The 26,749-nt window shown below is 51.5% G+C and carries 29 protein-coding genes, 1 tRNA gene and 1 pseudogene; 23 read left to right on the top strand and 8 right to left on the bottom strand.

Annotated features, from left to right (window positions below; genetic code table 11):
* Positions 1-77 precede the first annotated feature (77 nt).
* Complete coding sequence (locus tag V5G20_RS18705) at positions 78-1,136, top strand: DUF4198 domain-containing protein (RefSeq protein WP_003390809.1); 1,059 nt, start codon at positions 78-80, stop codon at positions 1,134-1,136.
* A gap of 121 nt (positions 1,137-1,257) precedes the next feature.
* Positions 1,258-3,090 (top strand): copper resistance protein CopC, encoded by a 1,833-nt coding sequence (locus V5G20_RS18700; RefSeq protein ID WP_031932395.1) that lies wholly within the window; start codon positions 1,258-1,260, stop codon positions 3,088-3,090.
* Here V5G20_RS18700 and V5G20_RS18695 read toward each other — a convergent pair.
* Positions 3,087-3,875, bottom strand: coding sequence for a metallophosphoesterase family protein (locus V5G20_RS18695; RefSeq protein ID WP_003390805.1), 789 nt, complete (start codon positions 3,873-3,875; stop codon positions 3,087-3,089). The two genes, V5G20_RS18700 and V5G20_RS18695, sit on opposite strands and share 4 nt — an antisense overlap.
* An 86-nt stretch (positions 3,876-3,961) precedes the next feature.
* Between V5G20_RS18695 and V5G20_RS18690 the strand changes: the two are divergent.
* The 5 genes and pseudogenes from V5G20_RS18690 to V5G20_RS18670 all read left to right on the top strand — a co-directional run bounded on the left by V5G20_RS18690 (position 3,962) and on the right by V5G20_RS18670 (position 9,724).
* Positions 3,962-4,683 (top strand): annotated as a pseudogene (locus V5G20_RS18690) (NAD-dependent deacylase).
* Between the two features lie 101 nt (positions 4,684-4,784).
* Positions 4,785-4,855 (top strand) — tRNA-Thr (locus tag V5G20_RS18685).
* A 1,343-nt stretch (positions 4,856-6,198) separates the two neighbouring features.
* Complete coding sequence (ltrA, locus tag V5G20_RS18680) at positions 6,199-7,464, top strand: group II intron reverse transcriptase/maturase (protein ID WP_338463478.1); 1,266 nt, start codon at positions 6,199-6,201, stop codon at positions 7,462-7,464.
* Positions 7,465-7,793: 329 nt separating this feature from the next.
* On the top strand, positions 7,794-8,504 hold the full coding sequence (locus V5G20_RS18675; protein WP_024983694.1) for a FadR/GntR family transcriptional regulator: 711 nt from the start codon (positions 7,794-7,796) through the stop codon (positions 8,502-8,504).
* Positions 8,501-9,724, top strand: coding sequence for a CynX/NimT family MFS transporter (locus V5G20_RS18670; protein WP_251238042.1), 1,224 nt, complete (start codon positions 8,501-8,503; stop codon positions 9,722-9,724). The genes V5G20_RS18675 and V5G20_RS18670 overlap by 4 nt, the downstream gene beginning before the upstream one ends.
* A 126-nt stretch (positions 9,725-9,850) precedes the next feature.
* Here V5G20_RS18670 and V5G20_RS18665 read toward each other — a convergent pair whose 3' ends face one another.
* The 6 genes from V5G20_RS18665 to V5G20_RS18640 all read right to left on the bottom strand — a co-directional run bounded on the left by V5G20_RS18665 (position 9,851) and on the right by V5G20_RS18640 (position 12,141).
* Positions 9,851-9,988 carry a hypothetical protein gene (locus V5G20_RS18665; RefSeq protein WP_161785207.1) on the bottom strand — a complete coding sequence of 46 codons (138 nt, stop codon included), beginning with the start codon at positions 9,986-9,988 and terminating at the stop codon, positions 9,851-9,853.
* A 4-nt stretch (positions 9,989-9,992) separates the two neighbouring features.
* Positions 9,993-10,217, bottom strand: coding sequence for a hypothetical protein (locus V5G20_RS18660; RefSeq protein ID WP_003390793.1), 225 nt, complete (start codon positions 10,215-10,217; stop codon positions 9,993-9,995).
* A 197-nt stretch (positions 10,218-10,414) separates the two neighbouring features.
* The gene (locus tag V5G20_RS18655; protein WP_172920846.1) at positions 10,415-10,918 is read right to left on the bottom strand and encodes a Gmad2 immunoglobulin-like domain-containing protein; all 504 of its coding nucleotides are present in this window, start codon (positions 10,916-10,918) and stop codon (positions 10,415-10,417) included.
* Between the two features lie 269 nt (positions 10,919-11,187).
* Positions 11,188-11,346, bottom strand: a complete 159-nt coding sequence (locus V5G20_RS18650; protein ID WP_170208371.1) for a hypothetical protein — start codon at positions 11,344-11,346, stop codon at positions 11,188-11,190.
* Between the two features lie 75 nt (positions 11,347-11,421).
* A complete protein-coding gene (locus V5G20_RS18645; RefSeq protein ID WP_003390787.1) occupies positions 11,422-11,829 on the bottom strand; it encodes a zinc ribbon domain-containing protein in 408 nt (135 codons plus the stop codon).
* 87 nt (positions 11,830-11,916) lie between these two features.
* Entirely contained in the window at positions 11,917-12,141 is a 225-nt protein-coding gene (locus V5G20_RS18640; protein ID WP_024983697.1) for a hypothetical protein, read from the bottom strand.
* A gap of 471 nt (positions 12,142-12,612) precedes the next feature.
* On the opposite strand from V5G20_RS18640, the gene V5G20_RS18635 reads away from it, so the two are divergent.
* From V5G20_RS18635 to V5G20_RS18615, 5 genes are all read left to right on the top strand, one after another.
* Positions 12,613-13,371: a DUF4931 domain-containing protein gene (locus V5G20_RS18635; RefSeq protein ID WP_338461746.1), complete on the top strand. Its 759-nt coding sequence runs from the start codon at positions 12,613-12,615 to the stop codon at positions 13,369-13,371.
* Positions 13,372-13,391: 20 nt separating this feature from the next.
* On the top strand, positions 13,392-14,303 hold the full coding sequence (locus tag V5G20_RS18630; protein WP_338461744.1) for a GNAT family N-acetyltransferase: 912 nt from the start codon (positions 13,392-13,394) through the stop codon (positions 14,301-14,303).
* A gap of 38 nt (positions 14,304-14,341) precedes the next feature.
* The gene (locus V5G20_RS18625) at positions 14,342-15,487 is read left to right on the top strand and encodes a virulence factor (RefSeq protein ID WP_003390780.1); all 1,146 of its coding nucleotides are present in this window, start codon (positions 14,342-14,344) and stop codon (positions 15,485-15,487) included.
* 233 nt (positions 15,488-15,720) lie between these two features.
* Positions 15,721-17,043 (top strand): phytoene desaturase family protein, encoded by a 1,323-nt coding sequence (locus tag V5G20_RS18620; RefSeq protein WP_227278458.1) that lies wholly within the window; start codon positions 15,721-15,723, stop codon positions 17,041-17,043.
* Between the two features lie 160 nt (positions 17,044-17,203).
* Entirely contained in the window at positions 17,204-17,758 is a 555-nt protein-coding gene (locus tag V5G20_RS18615) for an ECF transporter S component (protein WP_003390776.1), read from the top strand.
* Positions 17,759-17,866: 108 nt separating this feature from the next.
* Here the strand turns inward: V5G20_RS18615 and V5G20_RS18610 are convergent, their stop codons facing one another.
* On the bottom strand, positions 17,867-18,676 hold the full coding sequence (locus tag V5G20_RS18610; RefSeq protein WP_338461741.1) for a serine hydrolase: 810 nt from the start codon (positions 18,674-18,676) through the stop codon (positions 17,867-17,869).
* A 110-nt stretch (positions 18,677-18,786) separates the two neighbouring features.
* Here V5G20_RS18610 and V5G20_RS18605 point away from each other — a divergent pair, with 110 nt between their 5' ends.
* The 11 genes from V5G20_RS18605 to yhbY all read left to right on the top strand — a co-directional run bounded on the left by V5G20_RS18605 (position 18,787) and on the right by yhbY (position 26,746).
* Positions 18,787-20,424 (top strand): peptide ABC transporter substrate-binding protein, encoded by a 1,638-nt coding sequence (locus V5G20_RS18605; protein ID WP_003390770.1) that lies wholly within the window; start codon positions 18,787-18,789, stop codon positions 20,422-20,424.
* Positions 20,425-20,439: 15 nt separating this feature from the next.
* Entirely contained in the window at positions 20,440-21,174 is a 735-nt protein-coding gene (locus tag V5G20_RS18600; protein ID WP_003390768.1) for a gamma-glutamyl-gamma-aminobutyrate hydrolase family protein, read from the top strand.
* Between the two features lie 70 nt (positions 21,175-21,244).
* A complete protein-coding gene (locus V5G20_RS18595) occupies positions 21,245-21,685 on the top strand; it encodes a peroxiredoxin (protein WP_003390766.1) in 441 nt (146 codons plus the stop codon).
* A gap of 214 nt (positions 21,686-21,899) precedes the next feature.
* On the top strand, positions 21,900-22,952 hold the full coding sequence (locus V5G20_RS18590; protein WP_003390764.1) for a DNA polymerase IV: 1,053 nt from the start codon (positions 21,900-21,902) through the stop codon (positions 22,950-22,952).
* A 25-nt stretch (positions 22,953-22,977) separates the two neighbouring features.
* Positions 22,978-23,163 (top strand): hypothetical protein, encoded by a 186-nt coding sequence (locus V5G20_RS18585; protein ID WP_003390762.1) that lies wholly within the window; start codon positions 22,978-22,980, stop codon positions 23,161-23,163.
* 102 nt (positions 23,164-23,265) lie between these two features.
* Complete coding sequence (locus V5G20_RS18580) at positions 23,266-23,439, top strand: hypothetical protein (protein ID WP_155808003.1); 174 nt, start codon at positions 23,266-23,268, stop codon at positions 23,437-23,439.
* Between the two features lie 55 nt (positions 23,440-23,494).
* Positions 23,495-23,665: a hypothetical protein gene (locus V5G20_RS18575; RefSeq protein WP_003390760.1), complete on the top strand. Its 171-nt coding sequence runs from the start codon at positions 23,495-23,497 to the stop codon at positions 23,663-23,665.
* A 127-nt stretch (positions 23,666-23,792) separates the two neighbouring features.
* Entirely contained in the window at positions 23,793-24,317 is a 525-nt protein-coding gene (locus V5G20_RS18570) for a YqeG family HAD IIIA-type phosphatase (RefSeq protein ID WP_003390758.1), read from the top strand.
* Positions 24,314-25,432, top strand: coding sequence for a ribosome biogenesis GTPase YqeH (gene yqeH / locus V5G20_RS18565; protein WP_003390756.1), 1,119 nt, complete (start codon positions 24,314-24,316; stop codon positions 25,430-25,432). Before V5G20_RS18570 ends, yqeH begins: the two co-directional genes overlap by 4 nt.
* A gap of 60 nt (positions 25,433-25,492) precedes the next feature.
* Positions 25,493-26,344, top strand: a complete 852-nt coding sequence (locus V5G20_RS18560) for a shikimate dehydrogenase (protein WP_003390754.1) — start codon at positions 25,493-25,495, stop codon at positions 26,342-26,344.
* A 111-nt stretch (positions 26,345-26,455) separates the two neighbouring features.
* Complete coding sequence (yhbY, locus tag V5G20_RS18555; protein WP_003390752.1) at positions 26,456-26,746, top strand: ribosome assembly RNA-binding protein YhbY; 291 nt, start codon at positions 26,456-26,458, stop codon at positions 26,744-26,746.
* Positions 26,747-26,749: the final 3 nt, after the last annotated feature.

Below are 26,749 nucleotides of genomic sequence, written 5' to 3'. Positions count from 1 at the left end.
ATACTCAATCCAGCGGACGAGCCATATACTGAGACTGGATATCAAAGGAAAAACAATCGATCGGGAGGAACTCAACCATGAAAAAACGAATGACGCTTATTCCTGCTCTCGCTTTGGCGTGCCTGCTCGCTGTACCGGCATCGGCACATGACGGCTGGTCGCAAACCAATACACCGATTGTCTCGGCTGGCGAGGTTTCGTACGTAGAGTTGCTGTTCGGAAACCACTCCAACCATCATGGCAGCTATCGCATCGAGGGCAAGTGGAGTACCGATTCTACCAAAGTATACGTTACCTCTCCGAATGGAAGCAAAGCAGATATTACCACGACTCTCTTTTATACGGGAGAAGAGAAAGAAGTGACAGAGCCGGGGAAAAACAACTATTACGTAGCTTCTTTTTCCGCTTCCACCCCGGGTGCATACATCGTGTCCGTGGAAGGAGACAGTCTCTTTCAAAATGCCGAGGTCTCCAGCCGGACATTGCGCAGTGCTAAATCCTTCGTCGCCGTCAGCGATATCCCTTCTTTGGAAAGAGTAAAAGAGCTGAAGGGCTTCAGCCGTCCGGTCAGCCTGGATCGGGCGGAGCTGGTGCCGCAGTTCAACCCGGCAGCGGTTACACCTGATCAGAAGGTGTCTGTTCAACTGCTGCTAAAAGGGAAGCCGCTTGCAAACTCGGAAATTACCCTGATCCGCCGCAGCACCAGTGATGCGGCCATCTACAAGACAGATGCAAATGGCACGATTGCCTTTACGACTGGCCCGGCTGACTATTATCTGCTCCGGGCGAAACCGGCTACCGATGAAAAAGTGGCAGGTCAATACGATACAACCAATTACGAGGCAACCATGACCTTTTCCGTCCAGAACGGGAAGTTTTCCCTCCCGGCGCAAAAGGCGAAGGGTGCGCAGCCGCTCGTCTATATCAACGGCAAGCTGACTGACGTGTCCGGGCTGACATCGGCTGACGGGAAGACGACTGTACCAGCTACATTCGTGAAAACGGCTTTGAATCCTGCTTATCAGGGAACCGGCCAGGTGGATTTGCGGAAAGCCGCAATGGAAGCAGGAGCGACAGTCGAAGTATTGGCACCGATCGGCACTTTGCCGGAAGCGATTGTCATCACGAAGAAATAAGCAGCGATAGCCAATCGGAAAAAGCCGTCGAAAGTTTTTCGGCGGCTTTCTAGTCGTCTTCTCTGCCGGAAGCTATTTCTCGGCGGCGAAAGGGCTTGGCAAATGGAAAGGGGAACAACGTATGAAAAGATGGCTCCTTTACTTCTGTCTGTGTGTATGCATGGTGTGCAGTGTTCCGTCATTTGTGTACGCTCATGCCAATGTGGATCAATCCTCGCCACAGCAGGAGTCAGAGCTGCAAACCTCGCCGAAGGAGATACGGATATCCTTCACGGAGGAAATCAATGCAAATGTGAGCTCGCTCGTTTTGAAAACAGAGCAGGGAGAGGTCGTACCGGGTACGTTTCGGGCAGAGGGAAAAAAGACGCTCGTGATGCCGGTCTCTTCCTTGAAAAACGGTATATACCGTGTGGAATGGCAAGTGTTGTCGGTAGATACTCATGTTACGGAAGGCTCGTTCCGATTCGCTGTAGGAGTACCGCTGCCCAAACATCGTCCGGCTGATACGGTCTCCCTGGACGGGGACGAGACGACTGAAGCTGCTGTTCCGCCGCCCACTGCTCTTCCGGCACAGGAACAGGAAGCTTTGAATCAGTCAAAAAACGGACCGGCTAAACAAAACGAGAGCGCTTCGGCAGCGACGGAAAAAACAAAAGGCTCAAAAAGTGAAGAGAAGGCCGCTCCTTACGCCGATTCAAAGGCTGCCAGCCCGCAACAAGAAGTGAAAAAAGCTCCCGTTGACAGCCAAGATGCCAGGCAATCGCAAAATACAGGATCTTCACAGCTTGCAGCCCCGGGTACAGCAGGGCAGTCCTCTTCAGCGGAAGCGGATAAAAACTCCGTAAAAGCGGAACAGACATCTCCCGCCGACGAAGCCGGTCAAGCCCCATCGGTGTCCATTTCGGGGGTTCAGGCAAATAACGGACAGCAGCCTTCCGTAACCGTTGGAAAAGGAAATGGCTCCTCGGATGCCCAGGTTACAAAAGGGGAAAGCGGCGTAGAAATTGTCGCCGACAAGTTTGCCTCCCCGGAAGACCATAACCACGAGGCTCATGAGGCATGGAACAGATGGCTGCGGATGGCAGATGTGCTCGTTGCGGGAGGCTTAGGCATTTTGGTGTTTCTCTCCAGGTGGGAAGGGTTTGTCCGGGCCATCGACACCAAGTGGCTCCACAGCAGAAAGGTCAAGCTGATCATCTGGCTGGCCATGCTCTTTTTTGCGGTGAGCGGTGCCGTAAGAATCTGCCTTTTGGCTGACATGCTTCGCTTGCCGGGAGGCTTTGGGGAAAACATGCTGACGCTGCTTCGTGAAACGATGACAGGCACGATCGGATGGATTCGGCCCCTGCTCTGCTTCCTGCTTCTTCTGGCAGTGCGCTATACGGCTCATTTCCGGTGGGGAAGTACGATAGCAGTCATCGCCCTGTTTTGCACGTTCCCATTGACGGGTCACGCCATGGCAGGACAGGAGAGATTTGCTTCGATGACCTCTGACGTTCTCCATATGGCGGCGGCAGTCATCTGGATGGGGGGCTTGTCTGGATTGACGGTATTGTCATTCCGGCTCGCCATGAATCCCGATGGGCTGATTGCCATGCACAAATTGATGAGCCAATTCGCCCAGTTGGCACTGTATTCGGTCGCAGTCATTTCCGGGACAGGCATTGTCCTCGGGCTGCTCCGCTTCTCACAGCTCCAGCAGCTGGCGACCACTTCGTACGGGCTCATCCTGACCGCCAAGATCGGCGCGTTTTTGCTGGCGCTACTCATCGCCGCATTCCATCGCGGACGGGTAATGCCCAGACTGACCGTGCTTTCCGGATTGCAGGAAAAAGACGCTCTCCGCTTGGCGAAGAAGCTGTCCTGGACGCTGCGCCTTGAGCTCATCATTGTCTTGGCGGCCTTGATATTGGCGGGTCTGCTCTCGGCAACTCCCCCGCCGATCATTCGTTAAGTGAGGCGTACCCGGGGAGCCGATTGCAGACCTCTGAGCGGAACATAAACATACCGGAGGGAAGGCCAGTTGACGAGGAGAATGCCGCCTTGCGGGGACGCCGCTCCGCCGTCGATGCCGATCAGGTTCCCGTGGTGCCAAGGGCCCTGTCCGGTATACCCGGGAAGCCTGGGGACGGGCGTGTGACCGAAGATAACCATTTCTTCTCCCCTGTAATGATCGTAGAACGGCTCTCGAATCCAGAGGAGGTCCTCGGGACGTTGTTTGGAAAGGGGGATGCCCGGCCGAATGCCTGCGTGCACGAGCAGCGGCGGCTGCCCTCCGGTGGATTCATTGGCAGGCAGCATTTGGTAGAGAGGCAGCGATTCGAGAGTGGGGAGCAAGTACGTGTAACGGGCAAGAATATCTTCGCGCGCTGCGTTTTGCGTTTCGACGGGGGGGACTTCGCCAAGAAAGGCGCGGCGCAATGCCTGTCGCCCCAAAAACGAGCGCACGGTGGCATCTCCGCCATTCATCAGCAAATACAAAGTGGGATCCATATTCCCCTTCAGCCAGTCCTCGAACATCTGCTCATGATTTCCCTTGAGCAAGAAAATCTGCTCCGGATAAGCATTCTTCAGACTGAGCAAATACTCCAGTACCTCTTTTGATTGGGGGCCGCGGTCGACCATGTCTCCGATTACGTAGAGGCTGTCTTGGCGTTCCGGGGAAAAGGAAACCCGCTGCAAGGCTTCGCGAAGCGCTTGATACTGACCGTGGATGTCTGAGACGAGATAGATGTTCATCTTGACTGCTCCTCCCCGTGTACTTTGTCGTTGACTTCCTATAAAATATGAACAATTGTATGCATTCGTGAGAGGAGGGGAAGGCTTTGGACGAATTGAACAAGCTGCTCAAGGATGCCCGCCACGCCATCGTTTTCACGGGAGCCGGGATGTCAACGGAAAGCGGACTGCCTGATTTCCGTTCTGCACGGACGGGATGGTGGCAGGGAAAAGACCCGGCAAGACTCGCCAGCACAGATGCTCTTCGCAACAATCGGGAGGAATTTGTCTCTTTTTACCGGATGAGAGTGGAAGGGCTTCTGTCGTGTAAGCCTCACCAGGTGTGATTTTGGCCGAATGGGAACGGCGGGGACAGATCAAGGGGATCATTACGCAAAATGTGGACGGCTTTCATCAGCGTGCCGGCAGCCGGCGTGTTGCGGAGCTCCACGGGACACTAGCCACGCTTACCTGCATGCGCTGTACAAACAAATACGAGTCTGCCCGCTATTTGGATCAGGGGGGGACCGCGTGCGAGTGCGGCGGGTTTTTGCGTCCTTCTGTCGTGCTGTTTGGAGAATCGCTTCCGGAAGCCGCCTTTGCACAAGCGGTGGAATGGACAGAGCGGGCAGACCTGTTCCTTGTACTGGGCTCATCGCTTGCCGTAAGTCCGGCCAACTGGTTTCCAGAGCAGGCGAAAGCAAGAGGGGCGAAGCTGGTCATTATCAATCGGGATGCTACCCATCTCGACGGTATTGCCGATCTGTTGATACAAGATGCGCCGATTGGCGACGTTTTGCGGAAGGCTGAAATCGAGTGGAAACATTAAAATTTCCTCTTGATTTTTAGCCTTCTTTTTACTAGAATAATTTTTGTAAAACGGCTGGGTATTATTTTACCAGGCAGAAAAAGAGAAACTGTCTTGAACCTGCCCCTATAGTTAAACGGTATAACAGATCACTCGTAATGATCAGTTCGTGGTTCGATTCCGCGTGGGGGCATCATTTTTCATCAAATGCTCGCCATATCGACGTTTTTATCCGATACATAATCGCCTCTTTCATTGTCTTTTACGGGCAAATGGAAGGGGCTTTTTCTATTTCGTTTGCAGGGAAACGCAAATAGTGTTAATTTGGCCTCTGATCGAAGGGTTGATCGGCATGTAAAAAAATGCCACAACAGGACAAACGAAAATGAGTTGCTACTGGCATGGAAAATTTTGTCCAATCATAGTGCGATCGTTTGTGAATTGGTCCGCAACGGAAAAGAGGAGTCTCATTTTGTAGGTATTGCAAAGTAAACGGAAGATACAGAGCATTGGTGTAAGAAGCTATTCATGAATGAAACAGAGAGCAAAACTAATACAAAAGTCCCGTCAAAATTATCATGCCTATAGCTCGATATCGCAGCTTTTTTCATATATTCGATGCCCCGGCACTCTCCGATACAGAAATGAAACAAATAAGGAGCGTGTTTGCCCGTGATTCGTCCTTCCTTCTATTTTAAAGTACCGTGGAGAAAGGCCGCTGCTTTTCGGCGCGAGCTGGCCAAGATACCCGATTCCATCCCGCACATCGTCACGTCTTTTCCGAGCGGCGAAATTGCATTTATGTTCCCGGACCTCCCTGTACATCAATATATCCGCGTAGTACGTATTTTTGGGGAGAACGGAATCCCTTTGGTGATATCAGAAAACGAGTGCATGATATAACCGCGAATTGGTTTGTAGCAGGAGCTAAAAGGAATAGGTATAGGCCCCCGGACGAATGCATGGACGGGGGATTTTTTGGTGCGCCCAGCATGGGCGATAGCTATAGGGTGAAAGTCCCGAACGGGGGTTGGCTGTACCAACCGTTAGCTCAAGGCAAGGGTGTCGACCGCGAGGTCGAATCTGAAGGAAGCCGGCGGCAAAATCCCGACCTGAGGTACACGAACCCAATTTGAGGCTGTTGTATCCGGGCGAGTCTGCCAAACAAGACAAAGCCCCATACAGCCAAGGGATACAGTAGTAAACTTGGGCAGGTACATGGGATGAAAGTTATCGTTCTTACCTGGGGAGGTCTGCATGAAACGCCTTCAACTGTTGGTAACCGTCTCCGTAAGGAGACGCTGAACATGCAGAAGTCAGCAGAGGCCATAGTACCCGAGTAGAGGACGCTTGAATGGGGAAGGGCCGAACATCAAGTCAGCATGCGATCCATGTCTTTTGATACGGTACGTCGAAGCAGAATTCTGTCAAGGAACTACTTTTGAAGAGCAGGGGTGAAGCCCCGAGGGTACAAAAGAGGGCTGAGTATCGTACAGCAAGCACGGAGTCCGCATGTGCGAAGGAAGGAACATCATTATGGATTTGCTGGAAAAAGTCTTATCACGGGAAAACTTACGGATGGCACTCCAACGAGTGGAGGAAAACAAAGGTGTCGGTGGAGTCGATGGTGTTTCAACCGAACAACTACGCGATTATCTACGTGAACACTGGCAAGCCATCCGCGAGAAGATGGAAAGGGGAACCTATAGACCTTCACCTGTTCGCAGAGTCGAAATCCCGAAACCTGACGGTGGTGTAAGGTTATTAGGCATTCCCACCGTGGTAGACCGCTTTATTCAGCAGGCCATCCTCCAAGTGTTAACGCCGATCTTCGACCCCACCTTCTCGGAATCTAGCTATGGGTTCCGTCCAAAACGTAGCGCTCACATGGCAGTAAGGAAAGCGCAAGCGTATATTTCCGAAGGATATCGTTTCGTGGTGGACATCGATCTAGAGAAATTCTTTGATCGCGTAAATCATGATATTCTAATGAGCCGTGTGGCTCGAAAAGTTCAGGACAAGAGAATTTTAAGACTGATTCGTTCCTACTTGAATGCGGGGATCATGATAAATGGCGTCTGTACAACACCAAGTGAAGGAACACCGCAAGGTGGGCCGTTAAGCCCACTTTTGGCAAATATCCTACTTGATGATTTGGACAAGGAACTCGAAAAGAGAGGCCACCGTTTCTGCCGCTACGCAGACGATTGTAACATCTACGTGAAAACAAAACGGGCAGGGGAACGAGTAAAGAAGAGTATTCAAAACCACTTGGAGAAGGTACTAAGGCTAAAAGTAAATGAGGAGAAAAGCGCGATAGACCGACCATGGAAACGAAAATTCTTGGGCTTTAGTTTTACCTTTGCAAAACAGACAAGGATTCGCATCCACCCCAAATCCCTCCTCAAGCTAAAAGAGAAAATCCGCACGATCACGAATCCGGTGTGGAGCATCTCGATGGAGAAGCGGATTGAAAGAATAAATCAGTACCTCATGGGCTGGATTGGATATTTCGCCCTTGCAGACGCGAAGGGCATTCTACAATCCATTGAGGAATGGACAAGGCGCAGGCTCCGTCTTTGTTTGTGGATGCAGTGGAAACGCGTGAGAACCAGATATCGAGAACTTCGTTCTCTTGGCATATCTCACGTAAAAGCCATTGAAATTGCAAATACCCGCAAGGGTGCATGGCGTACCACAAAGTCTCCGCATATACACAAAGCCCTCGGCATTGCCTACTGGCAACAACAAGGGCTGAAAAGCTTAGTGCAACGATATTCTCAAATTCGTCAAGCTTGGTGAACCGCCGTATACCGAACGGTACGTACGGTGGTGTGAGAGGACGGGGGTTAGTCGCCCCCTCCTACTCGATTGGAACAGAAAAAAAGCCTGACCAATCATTGGTCAGGTGAAAAATGAAAAAGCGTCTACTACCTTTATCGTCAGAAGGGTAGGTCTTTTTTACTGTTTTCCTGTAACTTTTGTAAAAAATTTTAAAAAAGCCCATCTTTAATAACGGGAGCAAGGGTCTATAATCCTATTTTCAAAAGAGTTGATGGGTTGACACACCATTCGCCTATGTTATAATCAAAAACATCCAATCATCCTACGTTTGGTGGTGAGTGAGAATTATGAAATTAAAACAGGCAGGGAGAATGACACTGGTGGAGCAGGTTGTAGCACAGATCTATTCCCTGATCCAGTCAGGGGACTGGCCGGTTGGCACGCGAATTCCGCCAGAGCCGGAGCTGGTCAATCAGTTGGGGGTCAGCCGCAACACGGTACGGGAAGCCGTCAGGGCCTTGGTGCATACAGGTATGCTGGAAACAAGACAGGGAGACGGCACCTATGTTTGCTCTTCCAGTGAACTGGGTGCCGCTCTGCAGCGTCGTTTTCAGCGCTCTGCCTTGACAGAAACGCTGGAGGTGCGTTCTGCACTGGAGCAGGATGCCGCCCGCCTTGCTGCGCTCAGGAGAACGCCGGAAGACGTGGAAGCCATGAAGACCTGGTTGACAGCAAGCGAGGTAGCCGATAACGCCCAGACCTATATTGAAGCAGACGTGCAGCTTCACATGTCTATCGTAAAAGCAGCGCACAACAGCATCCTGTTGGAGCTTTATGAGCACATGACTGAGTCGATCCAGCAGTCCATTGGAGAGACGGTAGACAAAGTGGTTTTCTCGGCTGCGTCCAAGCGACTCGCCCTGCATAAAAAAATCCACAGAGAGCTGATAGATGCGATTGTCGCGGGCAGACCGGAAGAGGCAATACTCGCTGTCCGGGCTCATATTGAAGCAGCGCAGCAGGCTTTCGAGGATCAAGAACGGGGAGATGCAAAATGAATACAGATCAAGCTTTATCCCGTGAAGGAGCACGGGCCGGCATATGGCTGCTCGCCTTCGGGATTATACTTGTTGCCACCAATCTGCGGGCACCGATAACGGCTGTCGGTCCTATCATTGGGGAGATACGCGATCATACCGGCATTAGCAATACGGTCGCCGGTCTGCTGACCACCCTGCCGCTGCTCGCGTTTGCCCTGCTTTCACCGCTCGCCCCGAAAATATCGCGGCGGTTCGGGATGGAACAGACGATTATGTACAGCCTGCTTGTCCTGCTGACAGGAATCGTTCTCCGCTCCCTCCACTCGGTCTGGCTGCTTTTTATCGGGGCCGCCTTGCTCGGCTTGGCTATCGCTCTCGGCAATGTGCTGATCCCAAGCTTGATCAAGCGGGATTTTCCGCAAAAGGTAGGAGTGATGACCGGTGCTTACTCCATGGCGATGAATTTGTTCGCTGCCATCGCTTCGGGGGTGAGCATCCCGATTGCTCACGGTCTTTCGTTCGGGTGGCAAGGCTCGCTCATCTGCTGGGCCATTTTGGCTTTTATCGCATTGGCCGTATGGGTGCCACAGTTGCGCAAAAACGCACAAACGGCAGTTTCGGTTAGAGCGGGTTCGACTGCAGGGGCAATTTGGAAATCTCCGCTTGCGTGGAAAGTGACACTGTTTATGGGGCTGCAGTCCTTGGTGTTTTATGTGGGGATAGCATGGATTCCGCAGATTCTTCAGGATCAAGGTGTAAGTCCTTCTGCTGCGGGGTGGATGCTGTTCCTGATGCAATTCGCCAGTCTGCCTGGCAGCTTCCTGATGCCGGTGCTTGCAGGGAGAGTATCCAATCAGCGTCTGCTCGTAGCCATTACGACAGGATGCATGTTCATAGGGTACGCGGGTTTGCTGGCTGGAAATACGGTGCTCATGCCGCTCTGGATTATTCTGATCGGTATCGCTGGCGGCTGCAGCTTCAGCTTGGCAGTCATGTTTTTCTCGCTGCGTACACGCAGTGCGGCCGAAGCGGCTGAGCTGTCCGGGATGGCCCAATCGGTCGGGTACTTGCTGGCTGCGCTCGGCCCGACTCTTTTTGGCTTTATCCATGACGTGACACAAGGCTGGACGATGCCGCTCTTCCTGCTGCTCATCGTAGCCTTCTTGCTATTCCTGGTCGGCTTGGGGGCTGGCAAGAATGTGTATCTCACCTCCGCCGAAAAAAGCGCGGCTTCCTGACCGCAGCAAGAGAAGCGAATGCAAGTAGCAAAGCTGCGCCAATATCAAGAAACAGGAAAGCATGGTCCGCATGCCGTCTGCAAGGACTTCGGTCCGAAGCAGTCTCGTATGTGACCATGCTTTCTGTCATTTGACGGACTTTTCTTCGTTGTCTGCTTGTGTGTCTTGATTGCCCGGGAACACCTCGTTTTCCCATTTGGTCATGAAATAACCGGACAAAAGAAATGAGCCGATGATGCCCGCGGCGATGAGTACACCAGTCATCTTCTTAATCCGGATACCTCTCGCCCTCGCCCTGGAACAGCTCGCGAACTTTGGAATGGGTCCTGGCAGGCAAATGTGGCAAGACAATCGCCAGCTGGCCTTCACTGAGATCGAGCGGGCTGCCGGGAGATTCGACAGCGTGCGGAATATTCATGGCTTCCAACGCCCGTGTATAGACAGCGGCATCATCCCAACTGGTTACGTAGTAGACCGATTTGTTTTCCAACATCATCACACTCCTCATCAGCTAGTATATGCCGGAGGGGGGAGCAACTATTAAGTTGCCTTTTTGCGGAAGAACACAACCGTTTTCGTAAGGTTCACGGTTTCACCAGTACGCCCGGCAAAAAACAGATAAACGAAAACCCGCCGTTGATTCGCGGCGGGTTTTCATCAGGTCAGATCATGTCGTATCCGGTCATCTCTTTAGGGCAGGGCAATGGGCAATTCCATTCTCCGGCTTCCGTCCTTGGGACTGGACTCAAACAAAACCAGAGTCAAGGTCGAATTGGGTTGGTCTTTTTTTACCTTGACTGTGAATTCAAAATCTCCCCATTCAGGAGCCCCTGCCGAGGTTTGGACGTTTCCTTTGGTCAGCTCGTTGTGACCGTCCTCCACTACATATTGAAAGTTGCCTTCGAACACGCGGGCCTTACCTTTTATCGTAAAGGTGTCTTCGCCCGTTTTTTCTACAGAGGCCACATGGAAACTATCGTTTTTGTTTGTTTCGTCATTTTTATCTTGGTCGTCTGTTGGCTGAGTCGAAGTGCCAGGCTGCGGTGTTTCCGGTTGAGCGGGATCAGAAGGCTGCTGTGCCGGTTGTTCTGTGGCAGGGGGTTGAGCCGGTGTGCCAGTCGAAGGCGTTTCTTTGGAAGAAGTACAGCCTTGCAGCAACACGGCTATCAGTAGGATTGACAGAAGTTTCTTCATGTTTACCCTCCAGTTGTGTCATTGAAAAATCTGTTGTCACTATAGGACGAAGTAGACAAGTTATCCGTTACATTATAATTGTTTTGTAAAAAAGAGAAAACCATCCATTCTTCGCTAAGTTCATCAAGAAGAGTGGCAGGTGCTGTCAAATGACAAAAAAATAGCTCCCTGCGTGAGGGAGCCAAGACTTCGCCGCATCCATTATAGCACAGCAGATCGCGAAGCGAAATCTGATGGGCGAACATGTCGCATTCCAGCATATATCGCATCTACTCATCCGGCGTTCGATCGAGGAAGAGACGGGTAACAGTCGTGGAATCGCCGTTGTTTACCTCTTGCTCAGATGCTTTTTCTTCCAACTGATCATGTGTGTTCATTCCCGGAGCGACGGATGGCTCCGCTTCCGGACGGGTCTTGTGAGAATCCATGGATGCTCCCTCCTTCTTCCTTAGAATGACAAGAAGGAAGAGGGGTTATTCGGGAATCAGGAAGAGGGCTAAAGATTAACCGGAGGAAGGCATGCTTTTCCCGCATTTGGGACAAAAGCGGTACTCGGCTTCGACTGGTTCTCCGCAGTAGGGGCAAAAACGTCCAGTATTCTGCTCCGATACAGAGGATGTAGAGCTGAAATGGCGGTGTAACGGGTCGCCTTCTTCTCTGGAATCCGTAATGTCAAACAAGGACATTCGCTCTTTGCCTGTCGCGTTTTTGTAATGGTAGACGGCTTGTGCGATTCCCATCCCGATAAATAAAAGGCCAAAGGCAGGGAAGATTATGCCTACTACGGGAAAAGGGGAGTCCTGCGTGATGACAAATGCCATGATGGTCCAAAATATACCGAAGATTACGGCGAAAATGCTTCCAGCTGCCCCCATGGCGGAAGGGCCGCGGCCGGGTTTTATACTTTTCAAAGGATTCACCACCTTTACTGCATACCACTATCATAAAAAAATCAAGGCGGGCTGTCACGCTTCTGTATGGATGCTCAAACCATGCCTTCACGAAAAGTCTGGATAGCGGAGACCATCCCGGTAAAACAATGAGCGTACCCAAACGTAAACCCGCAGAGGAATGGAGGGAAAGACAATTGCCAGTTTGCCTTCCTCGAGCACAGGAAGGTCAAGCGGGGACTGTATCGAGTAGGGAATCCCCTCTTGATCCAGTTGATATTTATACTGCTGGGCTTCGAGCCAACTGACCGGGTAGTAAAACGATTTTTCCATGAACTGCGCTTTCTCCATGAACGGCCAACTCCTTTTTCGAAGTCACTTCCGTAAGTGTAACGGATTAAAATGAGATAAAAAAAGATCACTGCACCCATTTTTGAGGGAAAGTGCTCTTTTTTTCTGTTTTGAAGGGGTTGCTCCCTGAATGAGATTGCAAGCTGGTTCGGCTACGGCAAATCAATGAGCATAAAGAAAGTATCCGCAGGTGCTGTGAGTGAAAGCTTGGGCGTCTCGGTTAGTCTGGCTGGATCTCGCTTCTGGAGTGTGGCCTCTTCGTTTAGTTGCAGTTGTCCTTGCCTTTTCATACTATCCGTTGAATGCGCGGTGGTCCTCACCTGGAATACGTATAGAGTAGAGTGAGTTAATTACTTTTGTAGAGTGAGGGCAAGTGTCCGGCAAAGAAGGAATGGACTTTTTCGATAGGGAATTGTTCAGGAAGGACAAATCGTTGAAGGAGGACCCGAGTAAATGTCGCAGACGCATCTGCATTTTGATATGCACATCGGCCGACAAAAGCCGGAGAACATCATGAACCGGCAGGCGGCTTGTCCCTTCTGCTTTCCGGATGAGCTGGACGGTATTCTGGAGCAAAGAGGAGAAATGATCTGGCTAAAAAACAAATACCCGGTTTTGCAGGATGCCACTCAAACGCTGGTGATCGAGACGAGTCAATGTGACAGCGAACTGTCCGTCTATGAAAAGGACCACCTGTATGCCCTGTTTGCATTTGGCGTGGAAAAATGGCTGGAGATGACGGAGAGCGGCTCCTATCGCTCTGTACTGTTTTTTAAAAACCATGGCCCTTATTCCGGGGGGAGCATCCGCCACCCGCATATGCAAATCGTCGGGTTGAAACATTACGATTACCTGAAAGATGTGGAGGGAGAGCATTTCGAGGGGATTGTCATCGATCAGGATGCGGGGGTTACGTGCAATCTCTCGACGAAGCCGCGCGCGGGATTTTTTGAATACAATGTGATTTTGTCTGAGTCGGGAAGCTTAAACAGGATGGCGGACTATATCCAAATTTTGACACATTGGATCCTTCATCACGTAAACCGCATCTGCCAAAGCTACAATTTGTTTTTTTACCAATGGGACGGGCAGATAATCGTCAAGGTTGTCCCGCGCTTTGTCGCTTCGCCGCTCTATGTCGGCTATGGCATTCCTCAGGTGGGAAACAATCTGGAGGAGGTCGTGCAGGAGCTGCGGCGCCACTATTTTTAGGAACGAAAGGGAGAGTATGAATGACAGCCTTTACATATGTCACCAAAGCAAAACCGACAGCCGAGGAATTGGACCATATCCGGGGATTGGCAGCAGTCTGCAATGGCTTCGAACAGATCAATCTGAAGCTGAATTTCGACATGCTGGAAAAGCGTCCGGGTACCGACACCAACGATTTTTTTTGCTATGACCGCGGGAAGCTCGTCGGATACGGAGGGCTGCACGTTTTCCATCAGGGAGAAGCGGAGGCAACCGGCGTGGTGCACCCCGATTACCGGGGAAAGGGGATATTCCGGCATTTGCAGTGGCTGATGGAAGAAGAATGCCGGTTGCGCAAAATTCCAGAGCTGTTGTTTATTGTCCAGCGCGGGTCCAAAACAGGAAAAGGGTATATGGAGAAAGTGGCTGCGCGGTATGAGTATTCCGAGTATTGGATGGAGCGGGAGGAGTCAGGCGAAGAATTGCCGAAACAGGATGGGCGAATTCAGCTCAGGGCTTCAACCCCAGACGATAAGGAGATTTTGATTCAACTTAGCATGGCAGGGTTTCAGTTGGAGGAGACACTCGCCAGAGAGATGTTCGAGCATATGGGACAAGACCCTGCCCAGACCAATTATTTGATCACGCATGACCAAAACGAGCCGATTGGCAGGATTAGCGTTTCCCGTCAGCCGAAGCATGCCTTTATCTACGGGTTTGCCGTTCACCCTGATCATCAGCGAAAAGGGTATGGTAAAGAAGCGTTGGCAAAAACAATTGCCCTGTTGTCTGACGAGGGCTTTCCCAAAATGATCCTGGAGGTAGCCACGGAAAACAGCAATGCCCTGTCTCTCTATGAGTCTTGCGGATTCCGGGTCAAATCGGCCAATGATTACTACAGGTTCCCGCTGCACTTCAAAAATGGCATGGACGCCGCGGACATGGTACCATAGCGGTACGAGAGAATAGGCAACAAAAGGAGTGACTCGGCATGAAACTGTTGTCGATAGAACCGACACCCAGTCCAAATGTCATGAAGCTGAATGTGGACGAGCGCTTGCCTGACGGCGTTCAGCGGGTATACAACAAGCAGTCCGGGGCGCAAATGCCGGAATTGGTGAAGCAGCTGCTGGCGATTGAAGGCGTGACCTCTATTTTTCATACGGCTGATTTCTATGCCTTGGAACGAAAATCGCAAGCAGACTGGCAGCAAATTTTGACCCATGCCCGGGAGGTTTTCGGAGCGGGGGCGGAGACCTCCATGCCAGCCTGGACGAATGAAGAGTCCGGGGAAGCGTGGGGAGAAGCGCAGGTGTACATCCAGATGTTCCGCGGCATTCCCATGCAGGTAAAAGTAACGATGGGAACCGAGCAGATACGCGCCGCCTTGCCCGAACGATTCGGAGCGGCGGCCATGAAGGCGGGTTCCGCTTCACCGAATGTAATCATGGAGCGCAAATGGGTAGAGCAAGACGTTCGCTACGGCGATTTGCGCGAGATCGGGGAAGAAGTGGCCAGCGAGGTGGATGCGGCGTATCCGCCAGAACGGGTGGAAGAGCTTGTTCAACAGGCGCTGCAGCTTGGAGTGGGAGAAGCCCCGCCCCAGCCCGAGCGGGTCAAGAAAGTCGTCACGCTGGAGATGCTCGATGATCCTGATTGGCAAAAGCGGTATGCTGCGCTGGATCGCATGGAGCCGACTGCCGAAGATTTGCCTGTTCTGAGAAAGGCGCTTCATGACGAAAAGGGCTCCATCCGTCGGCTGGCAGTCGTCTACCTGGGAATGGTGGGAGGCGATGAGGTGTTTCCTTTGCTCTACGAAGCGCTCCGTGACCCCTCTGTATCTGTTCGCAGGACGGCAGGAGATACTTTGTCCGATCTGGGGGACCCGAGAGCAAGTGAAGCGATGTGCGAAGCCCTGAAGGACCCGAACAAGCTCGTACGCTGGCGTGCAGCCCGTTTCCTGTACGAGGTAGGCGACGACTCGGCGCTGGAAGCTCTGCGGGCGGCCCAGGACGATCCGGAATTTGAGGTTCGTCTGCAAATTCAAATGGCTGTTGAGCGCATCGAGCGCGGAGAAGCGGCGAGCGGTACAGTTTGGCAGCAGATGACGAGAAGAAACGAACAACAAGGCTCCTGAGACGAGAACTTGAATTTTTACCCCTGTCGATCACTACGGAACGATGAGTGCAGGCAGGGGTAATTGTCATGCTTTTATGGTCATAATAAGATAGGTTGACAGGAAACAGAAGGAAGAGCGAGGGGAAACGGAAAAGCCAAAAAATGGTATCATCAGTATAACAATAGACACAGTTCATTTATGGTTGACTTCTACCTTGTACATCCCTTATCCTATAGGATGATTGAGGTTTCATACATCGTGAGTATGTAAGGGAGATTGTTATGACAACGAACCACTATGACGTCGTCATCGTTGGCGGGGGGCTCGCCGGTCTTTCTGCTGCAGCCTATCTGTCTTCCAAGGGCAAAAAGGTAGCGCTTCTTGAGCGCGGAGCCCTGGGCGGCCGTGCCGTCACGCTGAAGATCAAAGGCTTTAACTTTAACTTCGGTGCACATGCCATTTACGGGCGTGACACATCGGTTTTGAAAACGTTTGAAAAAGAATTGGGTTTGAACATTGATTGGCAGGATTTCAATCCGAATAAAGCCCGTTATGATTTGGGGGACGATTTGACAGCGGTTCCCGCAAATGTGCAGGGATTGTTCCGTACGAAGCTGGTCAAGGGATTTGACAAAGTTCTGTTTACCTTTGAAATCTTGAAAACCATGTTGAAAATGGAGACGGGTCACCCGCACCTGTCGATCCAGAAGTGGATGGAGAAGCAAAATGTAAGTGAGGAAGTAAAGGAAATGATGCTGACATTGGCATCCTCCAACTTCTTTACCCGTGAGCCGGAAAAAATTCCGTCTGATGTGTTCTTCACCTACTATCGTCGGATCTTTACGACGAATAAGCCGGTTGCCTACATCGGAGGCGGGTGGCAGGCGTTGATCGAGGAATTTGTCCGTGTCATCGAAGCCAACAACGGCACGATCATGACCAAAACAAAGGTCGAATCCTTCCGTGTCGAAAATGACAAAGTGGTTGCCGCTGTCACGCCGGAAGCTGAATTTACCGGAGATGAATTCATCAGCTGCATCCCTCCAAAAGAAATGACAAAGGTGTTTAAGGATACAAAGCTGGAGCATGCTATCGCACAGTATGCAACATACGAGCCGACGGTTGTCGTCGTGTATGATATCGGTCTCAAGCAGCGTATCGATGTCCCTTACACCTATATTTATGACAAGCAAAACAACATTTTTATTACGGATATTTCGTATTACGACAAGACCTGCGTCCCAGAGGGCGGACAGCTACTGCAGGCGACCGCCTATCTGCGTCAGTCCGAAGTCGGCGTGAAAGAAGTCGTCGAGCAGCGCAAGCAAGAGATTGAACAACTGTACGACAAGCACTTCCCAGGCTGGCGGGAGGAACTCGTGGTGCCCCGCGTTTCCACCCGTGCCGTCGTCCAGGAAATCAAGTGGACGATGAACCAGGAGGCGCTGCCAATCAGCTTGCCAGATTACCGCAACCTGTTTTTTGCGGGTGACTGGTGTGAAGGCCAAGGACAATTGTCCGAGCTGTCTTTCTCCAGCGCGTACGAAGTAAGCAAGCTGATCCTTTCCAAATAGAGACAGCATCGATGCCCATTAAGGCGTTTTTCCTGCAAAGGAAGGACGCCTTTTCCTTTGTCTATATAGAATAAGCATATCCAGAATATTCCGTTTTGACAGCGGGGCTTTCGGATGCTATGTTGAGGATGTCCAGAGACTACAAAAAGGAGCCACCAAGATGGACATCTGTCCTGCCGCCGCAAGAAAGGGCGAAAAAGTCAGAGTAATCGGAATGGGAGTTGTACTTTACGGCTTCCTCAGTTATATCACCGACTATATTCCGATAGCAGGCAGCAGTTTGCGGCCGGCCATCGTCATTCTTACGATTATAGGAGCCTGCTTTGGCCCGCTGACAGGCTTCCTGTTCGGTGCCTTGGGAACTCTCCTGTCAGATGTTCTCTCCGGGCAATTGTGGATGAGCTGGATTATTGGCAATGGCGTCATCGGGCTGTTCTCGGGCTTTGCCTATTTACATAAGGAATTTGATCTGAGGAATGGAAAAGTTTCGCTTAGCCATTACGTCTGGATGGCATTGTGGGGAATCGCGGGCAATCTGATCGGTCTCGTCGGAGCTGCAGGAATGGACATCCTGACAGGGAAACCGGATGTCTCTATTTTTTACTGGGCAGTTGTACCTGCAGGAGTCAATTCACTTTGGATCGTGTTGATGGGTCTTCCGATCGTCACTGCAATCGTCAAGCGGAAGGCAGCGAACTTCAGTGCAAACGGGTGAATGGAGCTCATAAGGGACCGAATGCATGGACCCTAGGTATGGGACCCGAACGTACAGGACCCGACTGTATGAGCAAGGCCCGTCCAAAACAACGGACAGGCCTTTTTTCTACTTCGTATACAGATCGTATACCATCCGGCCGATTTGCGCCATCACGTCATTGGCTGCGACGGTCTCGATATTTTTGGATAACAAGCAGATCGTCACTGCCCGGTTGCCGATGTACATCACTCCGATGTCATGAGTCGTTCGAGTGACTGTCCCTGTTTTATTGGCCAGCTCCCATTTCGGCAGCATGCCGATCACATCGCCGTCCGGATCAGGCAGGTGATAGGGGATGCGGTCGCGATGCTGCTGTCTTTTCATGATGTTGATCATGTGGAGGCAACTGTTGTACGAGATGATTTTTCCTGTAGCCAAATGGCGAAGGTGGCTGCCAAGATCTTCCGCGGTCACCTCATTGTAGCCTTCCAGCTCCGCAGGGACGATCATCAGCTTGTTGTGAAACTGGCTGTTGACCATTCCTGTTTTGTTCATGACAGAACGGATCGCCTCAGCCCCGACAAGATCGATGAGCATATTGGTTGCCGTGTTGTCACTCTGAATGATCATCAGGGTTGTCAGATCGTAAATGCTCCACTTTGTGCCTGGCGTCATATGCTGCAGAATGCCTGCTCCGCCGACCTGATCCTCTTGTCTGAGAGTCAGTTTGTCTTCGAGAGCAAACTTGCCTGCGTAGGCTTCAGCAAACACAGCGGCCATGATCGGGACTTTGATTACGCTGGCGGCGTAAAAGCGGTCATCATGACCCTTGCCCCAGATTTCGTTTGTCTGTAAATCTTCGAGGTAGATTCCCCACTGCCCGCCACTCTTCTCAAGCAATGTGCTGAGAGCATTTTCCAATGACGCTAACATCATGACCAGCTCCTTTATCACTTTACATAGTTGTAGACAAAATTTTCGTAAGATAATATTATTTAATCATGCATCGTATAATCAAGAAAAAAAGTTTCAAGAGGGGGTTTTCCATGAAAGCGCTTCAAAAGATGTCGCTCTGTTTTGTGATGCTAAGCAGTCTGGCCTTTGCGGGCTGTGGGGGACAAGCGAGTCAGCCTGCAGAACAAAAGCCTGCGGAGACACCGGCAGCACAAGAACAAGCAGCAGCACCACAGGAGATGCGGATCAACCTGAATACGGGAGAACCAAATACAATCGATCCGGGCTTGGCTGAGGACATTCCTTCCATGTCGATTACCCGCGCCGCTTTTGACGGTTTGCTTCGTCTTGACGTAGACGGCAAGATCAAGGAATCGGTCGCGGAAAAATACGAGGTTTCCCCGGATGGCCTGACCTACACCTTCCATCTGCGTGATTCAAAATGGTCCAACGGCGACCCTGTGACGGCCCATGACTTCGAGTACGCCTGGAAGCGCGTTCTCAACCCCGAGACAGCATCCGGTTACGCCTATCAGATGTACTACCTGAAAAACGGCGAGGCGTACAATGCCAAAAAGGCAAAAGCGGAGGATGTTGGCGTCAAAGCTGCGGATGAGAAAACATTGGTAGTCACCCTGGAAAACCCGGCTCCGTTTTTCCCGCAGCTTGTGGCCTCCGTCACCTACTTTCCTGTAAACAAAAAAGTTGTCGAGGGCAACAAGGATTGGGCGGCAAAACCTGAAACCTACATAGGGAATGGGCCGTTCGTCCTCAAGAAGTGGGAGCACAAATCTTTGATCGAATTGGAAAAAAATGAAAACTATTGGGATAAAGATCGTGTGAAGCTGTCCAAGCTGACCGTCAACATGATCGAGGACGCCAATACCGAACTGGCGATGTTTGAAAAGGGCGAGCTCGACTGGGCGGGTTCTCCGCTGGGCGACCTGCCGCTCGACGCGCTCGATTCCTTGAAGGACTCCGGCAAAATGCAGTCGCAGGCGACCGCTGGAACGTACTGGTACATCTTCAACACGACGAAGCCTCCGTTCAACAACAAGCACATTCGTCAGGCGTTCGCTTACGCCGTTAACCGCCAGGAAATTGCCGACAGCGTCGTTCCGTACAAGAGCACGCCTGCCCTGGGCATCCTGCCTCCGACGATGGCCTTCAAACCGGAAGGCTACTTTAAGGACAACGATGTTGAAAAGGCAAAAGAACTGTTGGCACAGGGCATGAAGGAGCTCGGTATCAGCGAGCTGCCTGAGTTGACCCTCGCCTACAATACGACAGAAGTGAACCAACGCATTGCGACGGTTATTCAGGATCAGTGGAGAAAAGCGTTCGGCATCGAAGTGAAGCTGGTAAACAAAGAGAACAAGGTTCACCGTGAACAGATGAAAGCGGGCAACTTCGATATCGGCCGGGCGAGCTGGATTGGCGACTTTAACGATCCGATCAACTTCCTGGAAGTGTTCAAAGGCGGTCTGAACACGTCCAAATGGGAACACAAGGAGTTCCTTGATATGCTGGCTAAGTCCGCCACAGAAGGAGACGAAGCCAAACGCAACGTGAGCCTGAAGAGGGCCGATGCCATTGTAATGGATGAAATGCCCGCCTTGCCGATCTACTACTTCACGTACACATGGGTAAAGCAGGACAGTGTAAAAGATGTCGTCATTGACGCATTGGGCTTCATCGACTTCAAATACGCATCGAATGAAAAGAAATAGCAGGGAGTGACTTTCGTGCAACCGATTATTGGCGTGGCATGTACCAAGATGTTCTTTCCAAACAACAACCTTGATCAGTATTTCTATGTCGGCTCCGGATATGTGGACGGCGTAGCCCGTACTGGCGGCGTTCCGTACATTTTTCCGCTCTTGACAGTGAAGGATGCTCCTTTTCGGGCCATGATTGAATCGCTGGACGGTTTGATCCTGACGGGTGGAGATGATCCGGCACCGCATTTGTACGGGGAAGAGCCGTTGCAAGGTTTGGGTGAGGTAGAGTACGAGAGGGACCTGGCAGAGCTGGAAGTGATCAGACTGGCGCTGGAAATGAAAAAGCCTATCCTCGGTATTTGCCGCGGCATGCAGATTCTCAATGTGGCCGCAGGCGGAACTTTGATACAGGATATTCCGAGTCAGGTGCCGGGCGCGTTCCAGCACGCTCAAAAAGGTTCCCGCCAATACGGAGCGCACAAAGTGACACTGCAACCAGGCGTCGTCGCAGAGGCGCTGGGCAAAACAGAGATTCTCGTCAATACTTCCCACCATCAGGCGGTGAAAGACGTAGCTCCCGGGTTTCGGGCGACAGGAGTCGCGGCTGACGGGGTGATTGAGGCTATCGAGAGCCTCGACGGGCTGCATGTAGGGCTGCAATGGCATCCAGAGCGGATGTGGGCCCATGATGACAATATGCTGAAAATAGCGGAAGCCTTTGTGGGCAAATGCAAGCAATTGAAAATGCAATCGCTGTAAAAAAGGACCGCTCTCCCATTTTATGGGGGGCGGTCCTTTTTGTCTGGTATACTGGAGTGGGGGTGTCGCGATGCTGACAGTCGGAACGAAAGCGCCTTTGTTTGCTGCCGAGAGCACAAAGGGGCGGATCGACCTTCAAACGTTTATCGGAAAGAAAAAAATAGTCCTCATTTTTTATCCGGGAGATGACACGCCTGTCTGCACAAAGCAGCTATGCGCGATCCGCGATCGGTACAGTGATCTGGAAGCGGCTGATGCGGTTGTTATCGGAATCAATCCGGCCGACCTGACGAGCCACCGGGCTTTTTCAGGCAAGTTCGGATACGATTTTCCCTTGATTGCCGACGGGGACCATGCCATACGAAAAGCATACGGGGTAGGAAAGGTTCTCGGATTTTTATTCCAACAACGGATTGTATACATCATTGATAAGCACGGAATGATTGCCTATGCGAGAAAAGGAAATCCTGCAGTAACGGAACTGCTCCAGGTTGTGAACAATATCCCGTAAACGATCACAGCGATAATGAACAACACGAATAGTAGCCAGGATAGAGGGAACGCCGTTCGGATAGAGTAAAAGCCACTCGGATCGAGCAAAGCTACTCCCGTTAACACCGAACCGCTGACAATTAAGGGAGCAAGGCAGGAAGGAACGCATGCTTGCAACCGGTCAAAGAAGCGGCGATAATAGGGATGAGAATGTATGTTTGGTGGTCATATCGATGAAAAAAATTTTACATGTCGATATCGATGCGTTTTTTGCCAGTGTAGAACAGCTCGACAGGCCCGAATATCGCGGCCTGCCGGTTATTGTAGGCGGCATGAGCAATCGGGGAGTTGTCTCGACGTGCAGCTATGAAGCCAGAAAATATGGTGTTCGTTCGGCGATGCCGGTCGCATTGGCGCGGAAAAAATGTCCTCAGGGGATTTTTCTGCCTGTCCGCTACGAGCGGTACGTGGAGAAGTCGGCAGAGATTCGTGCCATCTTTTCCTCCTTTACGGACCGCTATCAGACAGTTGGGCTCGACGAAGCGTATCTCGACGTATCCGGATATGAAAATGCCGTTCCGATCGCCAAGGAGATCAAACGGCGGATTCGCCGGGAAACCGGTCTTACTTGCAGTGTCGGTCTTTCCTATAATATGTCACTCGCCAAAATTGCCAGTGATCTGAAGAAGCCGGATGCATTCGTGGTGATTCGTCCCGAGCAATCGCTTGATGTTCTCCGGAATTTGCCGATCGGAACACTGCACGGTGTCGGTAAAAAAACGCAGGAGCTTCTTGCGAAAAAAGAAATTCGCACGGTTGAGGATTTTTGGCGGCTTTCCTTGGAGGAAGCTGTGAATATGCTGGGGAAACTTGGTCATGCTTTGTATTTTCGAGCACGCGGAGAGGACGACAGGGAAATCGTAACAGAGCGCTCGCCCAAGTCTTTAAGCAGGGAGACGACACTCGCCTATGATTTGTACCAGCGTGACGAGATCGCCTCGGTAGCCTTCTCGCTTTTGCAGGAGGTTGAGCAGGATATACAAGATGAGGGTGTCATCCCCCGGACGATCACGCTGAAAATCAAGTTTGCTGATTTTACGATCAGAAGCAAGCAGCGGAAAAAAGAGTACGGTGCAGCATGGAGAGATCTGTTGGAAGAACTCCTGGATGCCTTTGATTATAGCCCGGGTGTCCGGCTGGTCGGCGTCGGTTTTTCCAATTTTGCATCGCCCGATGAAGAAAGGTACGAGCAACTCAGCCTGTTTTCATGGAATATGCAATGGTGAGGTTCAGTCGAGAGGAGAATACAAAATGACAGGCGTAAACCGGTTTCATTGCTGCGCCACCTGCGTTCACTTTCGCGTGGAAAAGGAAGCAGGCGGCATTGTCTATCGATGCTCTCGACTCACCTACGAGACCAAACCTACCTATCAATTTCAATGCTGGGAGCCGAAAGAGCAGGTACAGCGGTTGATACAAAGAGAAACGAGAGCCTGAGTTTCTAGCAAAATACGCGAATGATAGGGGAGAAACGTGGCTTCGGGTCAGACAGGTTCGCCATAGTATGTACCATCCTTTGATTGAAAGGGGGTACGAGACATGGCAAAAGCGGCATATAACTTCGGAAAGTGGCCGAAAAAAGGGAAAAGCAAGGTTTTCATCGCGCAAGCTGCAAAAGCCAAATCCCAATTCGGAAATGCAGCAGCGATTAACCAGGCGGATGCAAGCATTTTCCACATCAAGGTCAAGGGAGCGGCGAATGGCCCTCTGTAAGGAGTAGGAAGTAGATTCGTACCGGTACATCTATTCCTGAAGGAGGTGCTTACCTATGCAACGGAACAATGTCAGGACGTACTCGTACAAAGTGGGCAAGAATACCGTCATTGTTGTCAAAATCACGCAGGCGGCAACAGCAAAATCACGTACGGGAAATGCTTTGGCGGCGAATCAGGCCGATGTCACCATTCTTGCAAAAAAACGGCGCAACAACCGGGTTTGACCAATTCGCAGCAGCAAAACGAGAAGGGGCCGCGGGCCTCTTCTTTTTCTTTTGCAAGGGAGTGGCTGATTATGGTATAGTAGGTGCCGAAATCGCGGTTCTCGTACACACTGCTTGGAGGTGCCCCGTGTTTCTTGAAAAGCTGATGCCAGATCAGTACGTGGAGTCGATCCACCATATTGATATAGATCAACTGCGGGAGAAGAAAATCAAGGCTGTCATTACGGATCTGGACAACACTCTGGTGGAGTGGGACAGGCCGTATGCAACGCCGGAAGTGGAACAATGGTTGAAGCGTTTGCGCGATGAAGGGATTCAGGTAACCGTTGTATCCAATAATAACCGCGAGAGGGTAGACAAGTTTTGCACGCCTCTGGGTGTGCGATTTATCTCTGCGGCCCGCAAACCGACCAACCGGGCATTTATGCAAGCGATTGCCGAGATGAACGTAAAGATTCAGGAGACGGTCGTCATCGGTGATCAGTTGTTTACCGATGTGCTGGGCGGCAACCGGCTTGGATTTCATACGATCCTCGTCGTTCCGGTAGCCCAGACGGATGGTTTTTGGACGCGGTTCAACCGCAGGATGGAGCGTATGGCTCTTTATTGGATGCGTAGAAAGGGAATGATTTCGTGGAAGACAAAAGCATGATGGAGCAAAGCTTGGGGACATGTGCAGGATGCGGCATCGCGATCCAGACAGAGGATCAAAAGCGGCCGGGATACGCTCCTGCTTCCGCGCTCAAGCGCGAGACAGTGATTTGCCAACGCTGTTTCCGGATTAAACATTATAATGAAGTAGCTCCTGTAGGAATGGGAGATGACGATTTTCTCCGAATCCTGGATGGGATCGGATCGACGCAAAGTCTCGTCGTCATGGTTGTCGACATTTTTGATTTCCATGGCTCCTGGCTGCGGGGATTGCCTCGTTTTGTCGGGAACAACCCGATATTGCTGGTGGGCAACAAAGTGGATCTTTTGCCCCAAAATATCAATTTGAATCGCGTCCGCAACTGGATGCAGCACGAAGCCAAGGAACGCGGACTCAGGCCGGCCGATGTCGTATTGGTAAGTGCCCAAAAAGGATTGCACATCGATGAGCTTTTGGGACGTATCGGGGAACTGCGCAAGGGACGGGACGTCTACATCGTCGGTGTGACGAATGTCGGCAAATCCACGTTGATCAACCGCATTCTGCACGATTACGGATCGGCTGATCTGGAAATTACGACATCACCGTTTCCGGGGACGACACTGGACAAGATTGAGATTCCATTGGAGGACGGCCGTTCTATTTTCGATACGCCAGGAATTATCAACCGGGATCAGATCGGCCATATGGTGACACCGCAAGACTTGCGGAAAATTACGCCGACCTCTCGAATCAATCCAAAAGTGTATCAATTAAACGATGGCCAGTCCCTCTTCCTCGGCGGTTTGGCCCGGATTGATTTTGTACGCGGCACGCGACAGCCGTTTGTTGTGTATGTAACGAACGATATATACATCCACCGCACGAAGCTGGAGAATGCCGATGAAGTGTTTCAGAAGCACCACGGGGAAATGCTCGCTCCGCCGACAGGCCGTGAAGCCGCAGAACAGCTGCCCGCTTTTGTCAAACATTCGTTTAAAATTCGTCCAACGGGCACAACGGACCTGGTCATTTCGGGTTTGGGCTGGGTGAGCCTTCAGGGTAAAGAAGAGGCATCCGTCGTCGTACACGCTCCGAAGGGCGTCAGTGTAGGCATGCGAAAAGCGTTGATCTGACGCGTTTTGGCTGTCTTGCCATAAGCTAGATAGAGAGAGCAGAGGGGAAGGAACGGCTTCATGATAACAAGCAAAACACATCTGGTTGGTTTGTTCGGTCATCCGGTCTCGCATTCGCAATCGCCGCTCATGCACAACGCCGCTTTTGCAGAAGCGGGATTGGACTATGTATACATGGCTTTTGATGTGGCTCCCGAGCGTCTGTCTGAAGCGGTGGCAGGGATTCGATCACTTGGAATAAAGGGTGTAAATGTGACGATCCCGCACAAGGTGGCGATCATGCCCATGCTTGATGAAATCGATCCGCTTGCAGCGCGCATTGGTGCCGTGAACACAGTAGTAAACCGCGATGGCTATTTGGTCGGCTACAACACAGATGGTCTGGGGTACGTACGCTCACTGGTGGAAACGACAGGGATTACGCTGGAACAACAGACAGTCACCATGCTCGGAGCTGGCGGCGCTGCCCGTGCAGTCGCTTTTACGCTGGCGGAGCGAGGGGTGAAGGAGATCCGGATTATCAACCGTTCCCGCGAAAGGGCGACGCTTTTGGCGGAACACGTAGGAACGATTGTCCCTACGGCTGTCATCGACCCGGCCGAAGGCAAGGAAGCCATTGAGGATGCGAGCCTGCTGATCAACACCACGTCCATCGGCATGTATCCGCAAGTGGATGAGATGCCGGTGCAAGAGGAATGGCTCCATGCCGGACTGATCGTAAGCGACCTGATCTACAACCCTCTGGAGACGCGTCTGTTAAAAGCGGCGAGCTCCCGAGGCGCTCAGGTTCATTCCGGTATCGGCATGTTTGTCAATCAGGGCGCACTCGCTTTCGAATTATGGACAGGAGAAGCGGCTCCAACTGAGACGATGCGGGAAATTGTCCTGCAGCAGCTAAGCAAAGCGACCTGAAGCACGCTGCACAGATAAATAATGGAAGAATCAGTCGTGCGTCTGCAAATGAGTTAAAATAAAGAAAGCGCACTTCAAGAACAACAGATATACACAAAAGGAGATATGTACATGCTGACCGGCAAGCAAAAACGGTTTTTACGGGCACAAGCCCATCACCTTACCCCGATTTTTCAGGTGGGCAAAGGCGGCGTCAATGAAAACATGACGAATCAAATCAAAGAGGCGCTGGAGGTCCGCGAACTCATCAAGGTGGCCATTCTGCAAAACAATCTGGACGACAAGCATGAAGTAGCCGAAGCTCTGGCGGCGGGAGCAGAAGCGGAGCTGGTGCAGCTCATTGGCCATACGGTCGTGCTGTACAAGGAGTCCAGGGAGAACAAAACAATCAAACTGCCATAACCG

It is taken from the genome of Brevibacillus borstelensis (assembly GCF_036700025.1).
GTDB classification, from domain to species: domain Bacteria; phylum Bacillota; class Bacilli; order Brevibacillales; family Brevibacillaceae; genus Brevibacillus; species Brevibacillus borstelensis.
Note: the sequence above shows the minus strand (reverse complement) of the source record. Positions and strands in the feature narration are given on the sequence as shown.

Coding starts and splice junctions, on each gene's coding strand:
- V5G20_RS18660 (WP_003390793.1), bottom strand. CDS start 10,217: ATGTTGGAAAACAAATCGGTCTACTACGTAACCAGTTGGGATGATGCC.
- ltrA (WP_338463478.1), top strand. CDS start 6,199: ATGGATTTGCTGGAAAAAGTCTTATCACGGGAAAACTTACGGATGGCA.
- V5G20_RS18630 (WP_338461744.1), top strand. CDS start 13,392: ATGACAGCCTTTACATATGTCACCAAAGCAAAACCGACAGCCGAGGAA.
- V5G20_RS18590 (WP_003390764.1), top strand. CDS start 21,900: ATGAAAAAAATTTTACATGTCGATATCGATGCGTTTTTTGCCAGTGTA.
- yhbY (WP_003390752.1), top strand. CDS start 26,456: ATGCTGACCGGCAAGCAAAAACGGTTTTTACGGGCACAAGCCCATCAC.
- V5G20_RS18695 (WP_003390805.1), bottom strand. CDS start 3,875: ATGAACATCTATCTCGTCTCAGACATCCACGGTCAGTATCAAGCGCTT.
- V5G20_RS18605 (WP_003390770.1), top strand. CDS start 18,787: ATGAAAGCGCTTCAAAAGATGTCGCTCTGTTTTGTGATGCTAAGCAGT.
- V5G20_RS18595 (WP_003390766.1), top strand. CDS start 21,245: ATGCTGACAGTCGGAACGAAAGCGCCTTTGTTTGCTGCCGAGAGCACA.
- V5G20_RS18610 (WP_338461741.1), bottom strand. CDS start 18,676: ATGATGTTAGCGTCATTGGAAAATGCTCTCAGCACATTGCTTGAGAAG.
- V5G20_RS18585 (WP_003390762.1), top strand. CDS start 22,978: ATGACAGGCGTAAACCGGTTTCATTGCTGCGCCACCTGCGTTCACTTT.
- V5G20_RS18625 (WP_003390780.1), top strand. CDS start 14,342: ATGAAACTGTTGTCGATAGAACCGACACCCAGTCCAAATGTCATGAAG.
- V5G20_RS18670 (WP_251238042.1), top strand. CDS start 8,501: ATGAATACAGATCAAGCTTTATCCCGTGAAGGAGCACGGGCCGGCATA.
- V5G20_RS18655 (WP_172920846.1), bottom strand. CDS start 10,918: ATGAAGAAACTTCTGTCAATCCTACTGATAGCCGTGTTGCTGCAAGGC.
- V5G20_RS18635 (WP_338461746.1), top strand. CDS start 12,613: ATGTCGCAGACGCATCTGCATTTTGATATGCACATCGGCCGACAAAAG.
- V5G20_RS18575 (WP_003390760.1), top strand. CDS start 23,495: ATGCAACGGAACAATGTCAGGACGTACTCGTACAAAGTGGGCAAGAAT.
- V5G20_RS18560 (WP_003390754.1), top strand. CDS start 25,493: ATGATAACAAGCAAAACACATCTGGTTGGTTTGTTCGGTCATCCGGTC.
- V5G20_RS18705 (WP_003390809.1), top strand. CDS start 78: ATGAAAAAACGAATGACGCTTATTCCTGCTCTCGCTTTGGCGTGCCTG.
- V5G20_RS18640 (WP_024983697.1), bottom strand. CDS start 12,141: ATGGAAAAATCGTTTTACTACCCGGTCAGTTGGCTCGAAGCCCAGCAG.
- V5G20_RS18700 (WP_031932395.1), top strand. CDS start 1,258: ATGAAAAGATGGCTCCTTTACTTCTGTCTGTGTGTATGCATGGTGTGC.
- V5G20_RS18650 (WP_170208371.1), bottom strand. CDS start 11,346: ATGGATTCTCACAAGACCCGTCCGGAAGCGGAGCCATCCGTCGCTCCG.
- V5G20_RS18615 (WP_003390776.1), top strand. CDS start 17,204: ATGGACATCTGTCCTGCCGCCGCAAGAAAGGGCGAAAAAGTCAGAGTA.
- V5G20_RS18665 (WP_161785207.1), bottom strand. CDS start 9,988: ATGACTGGTGTACTCATCGCCGCGGGCATCATCGGCTCATTTCTTTTG.
- yqeH (WP_003390756.1), top strand. CDS start 24,314: ATGATGGAGCAAAGCTTGGGGACATGTGCAGGATGCGGCATCGCGATC.
- V5G20_RS18675 (WP_024983694.1), top strand. CDS start 7,794: ATGAAATTAAAACAGGCAGGGAGAATGACACTGGTGGAGCAGGTTGTA.
- V5G20_RS18580 (WP_155808003.1), top strand. CDS start 23,266: ATGGCAAAAGCGGCATATAACTTCGGAAAGTGGCCGAAAAAAGGGAAA.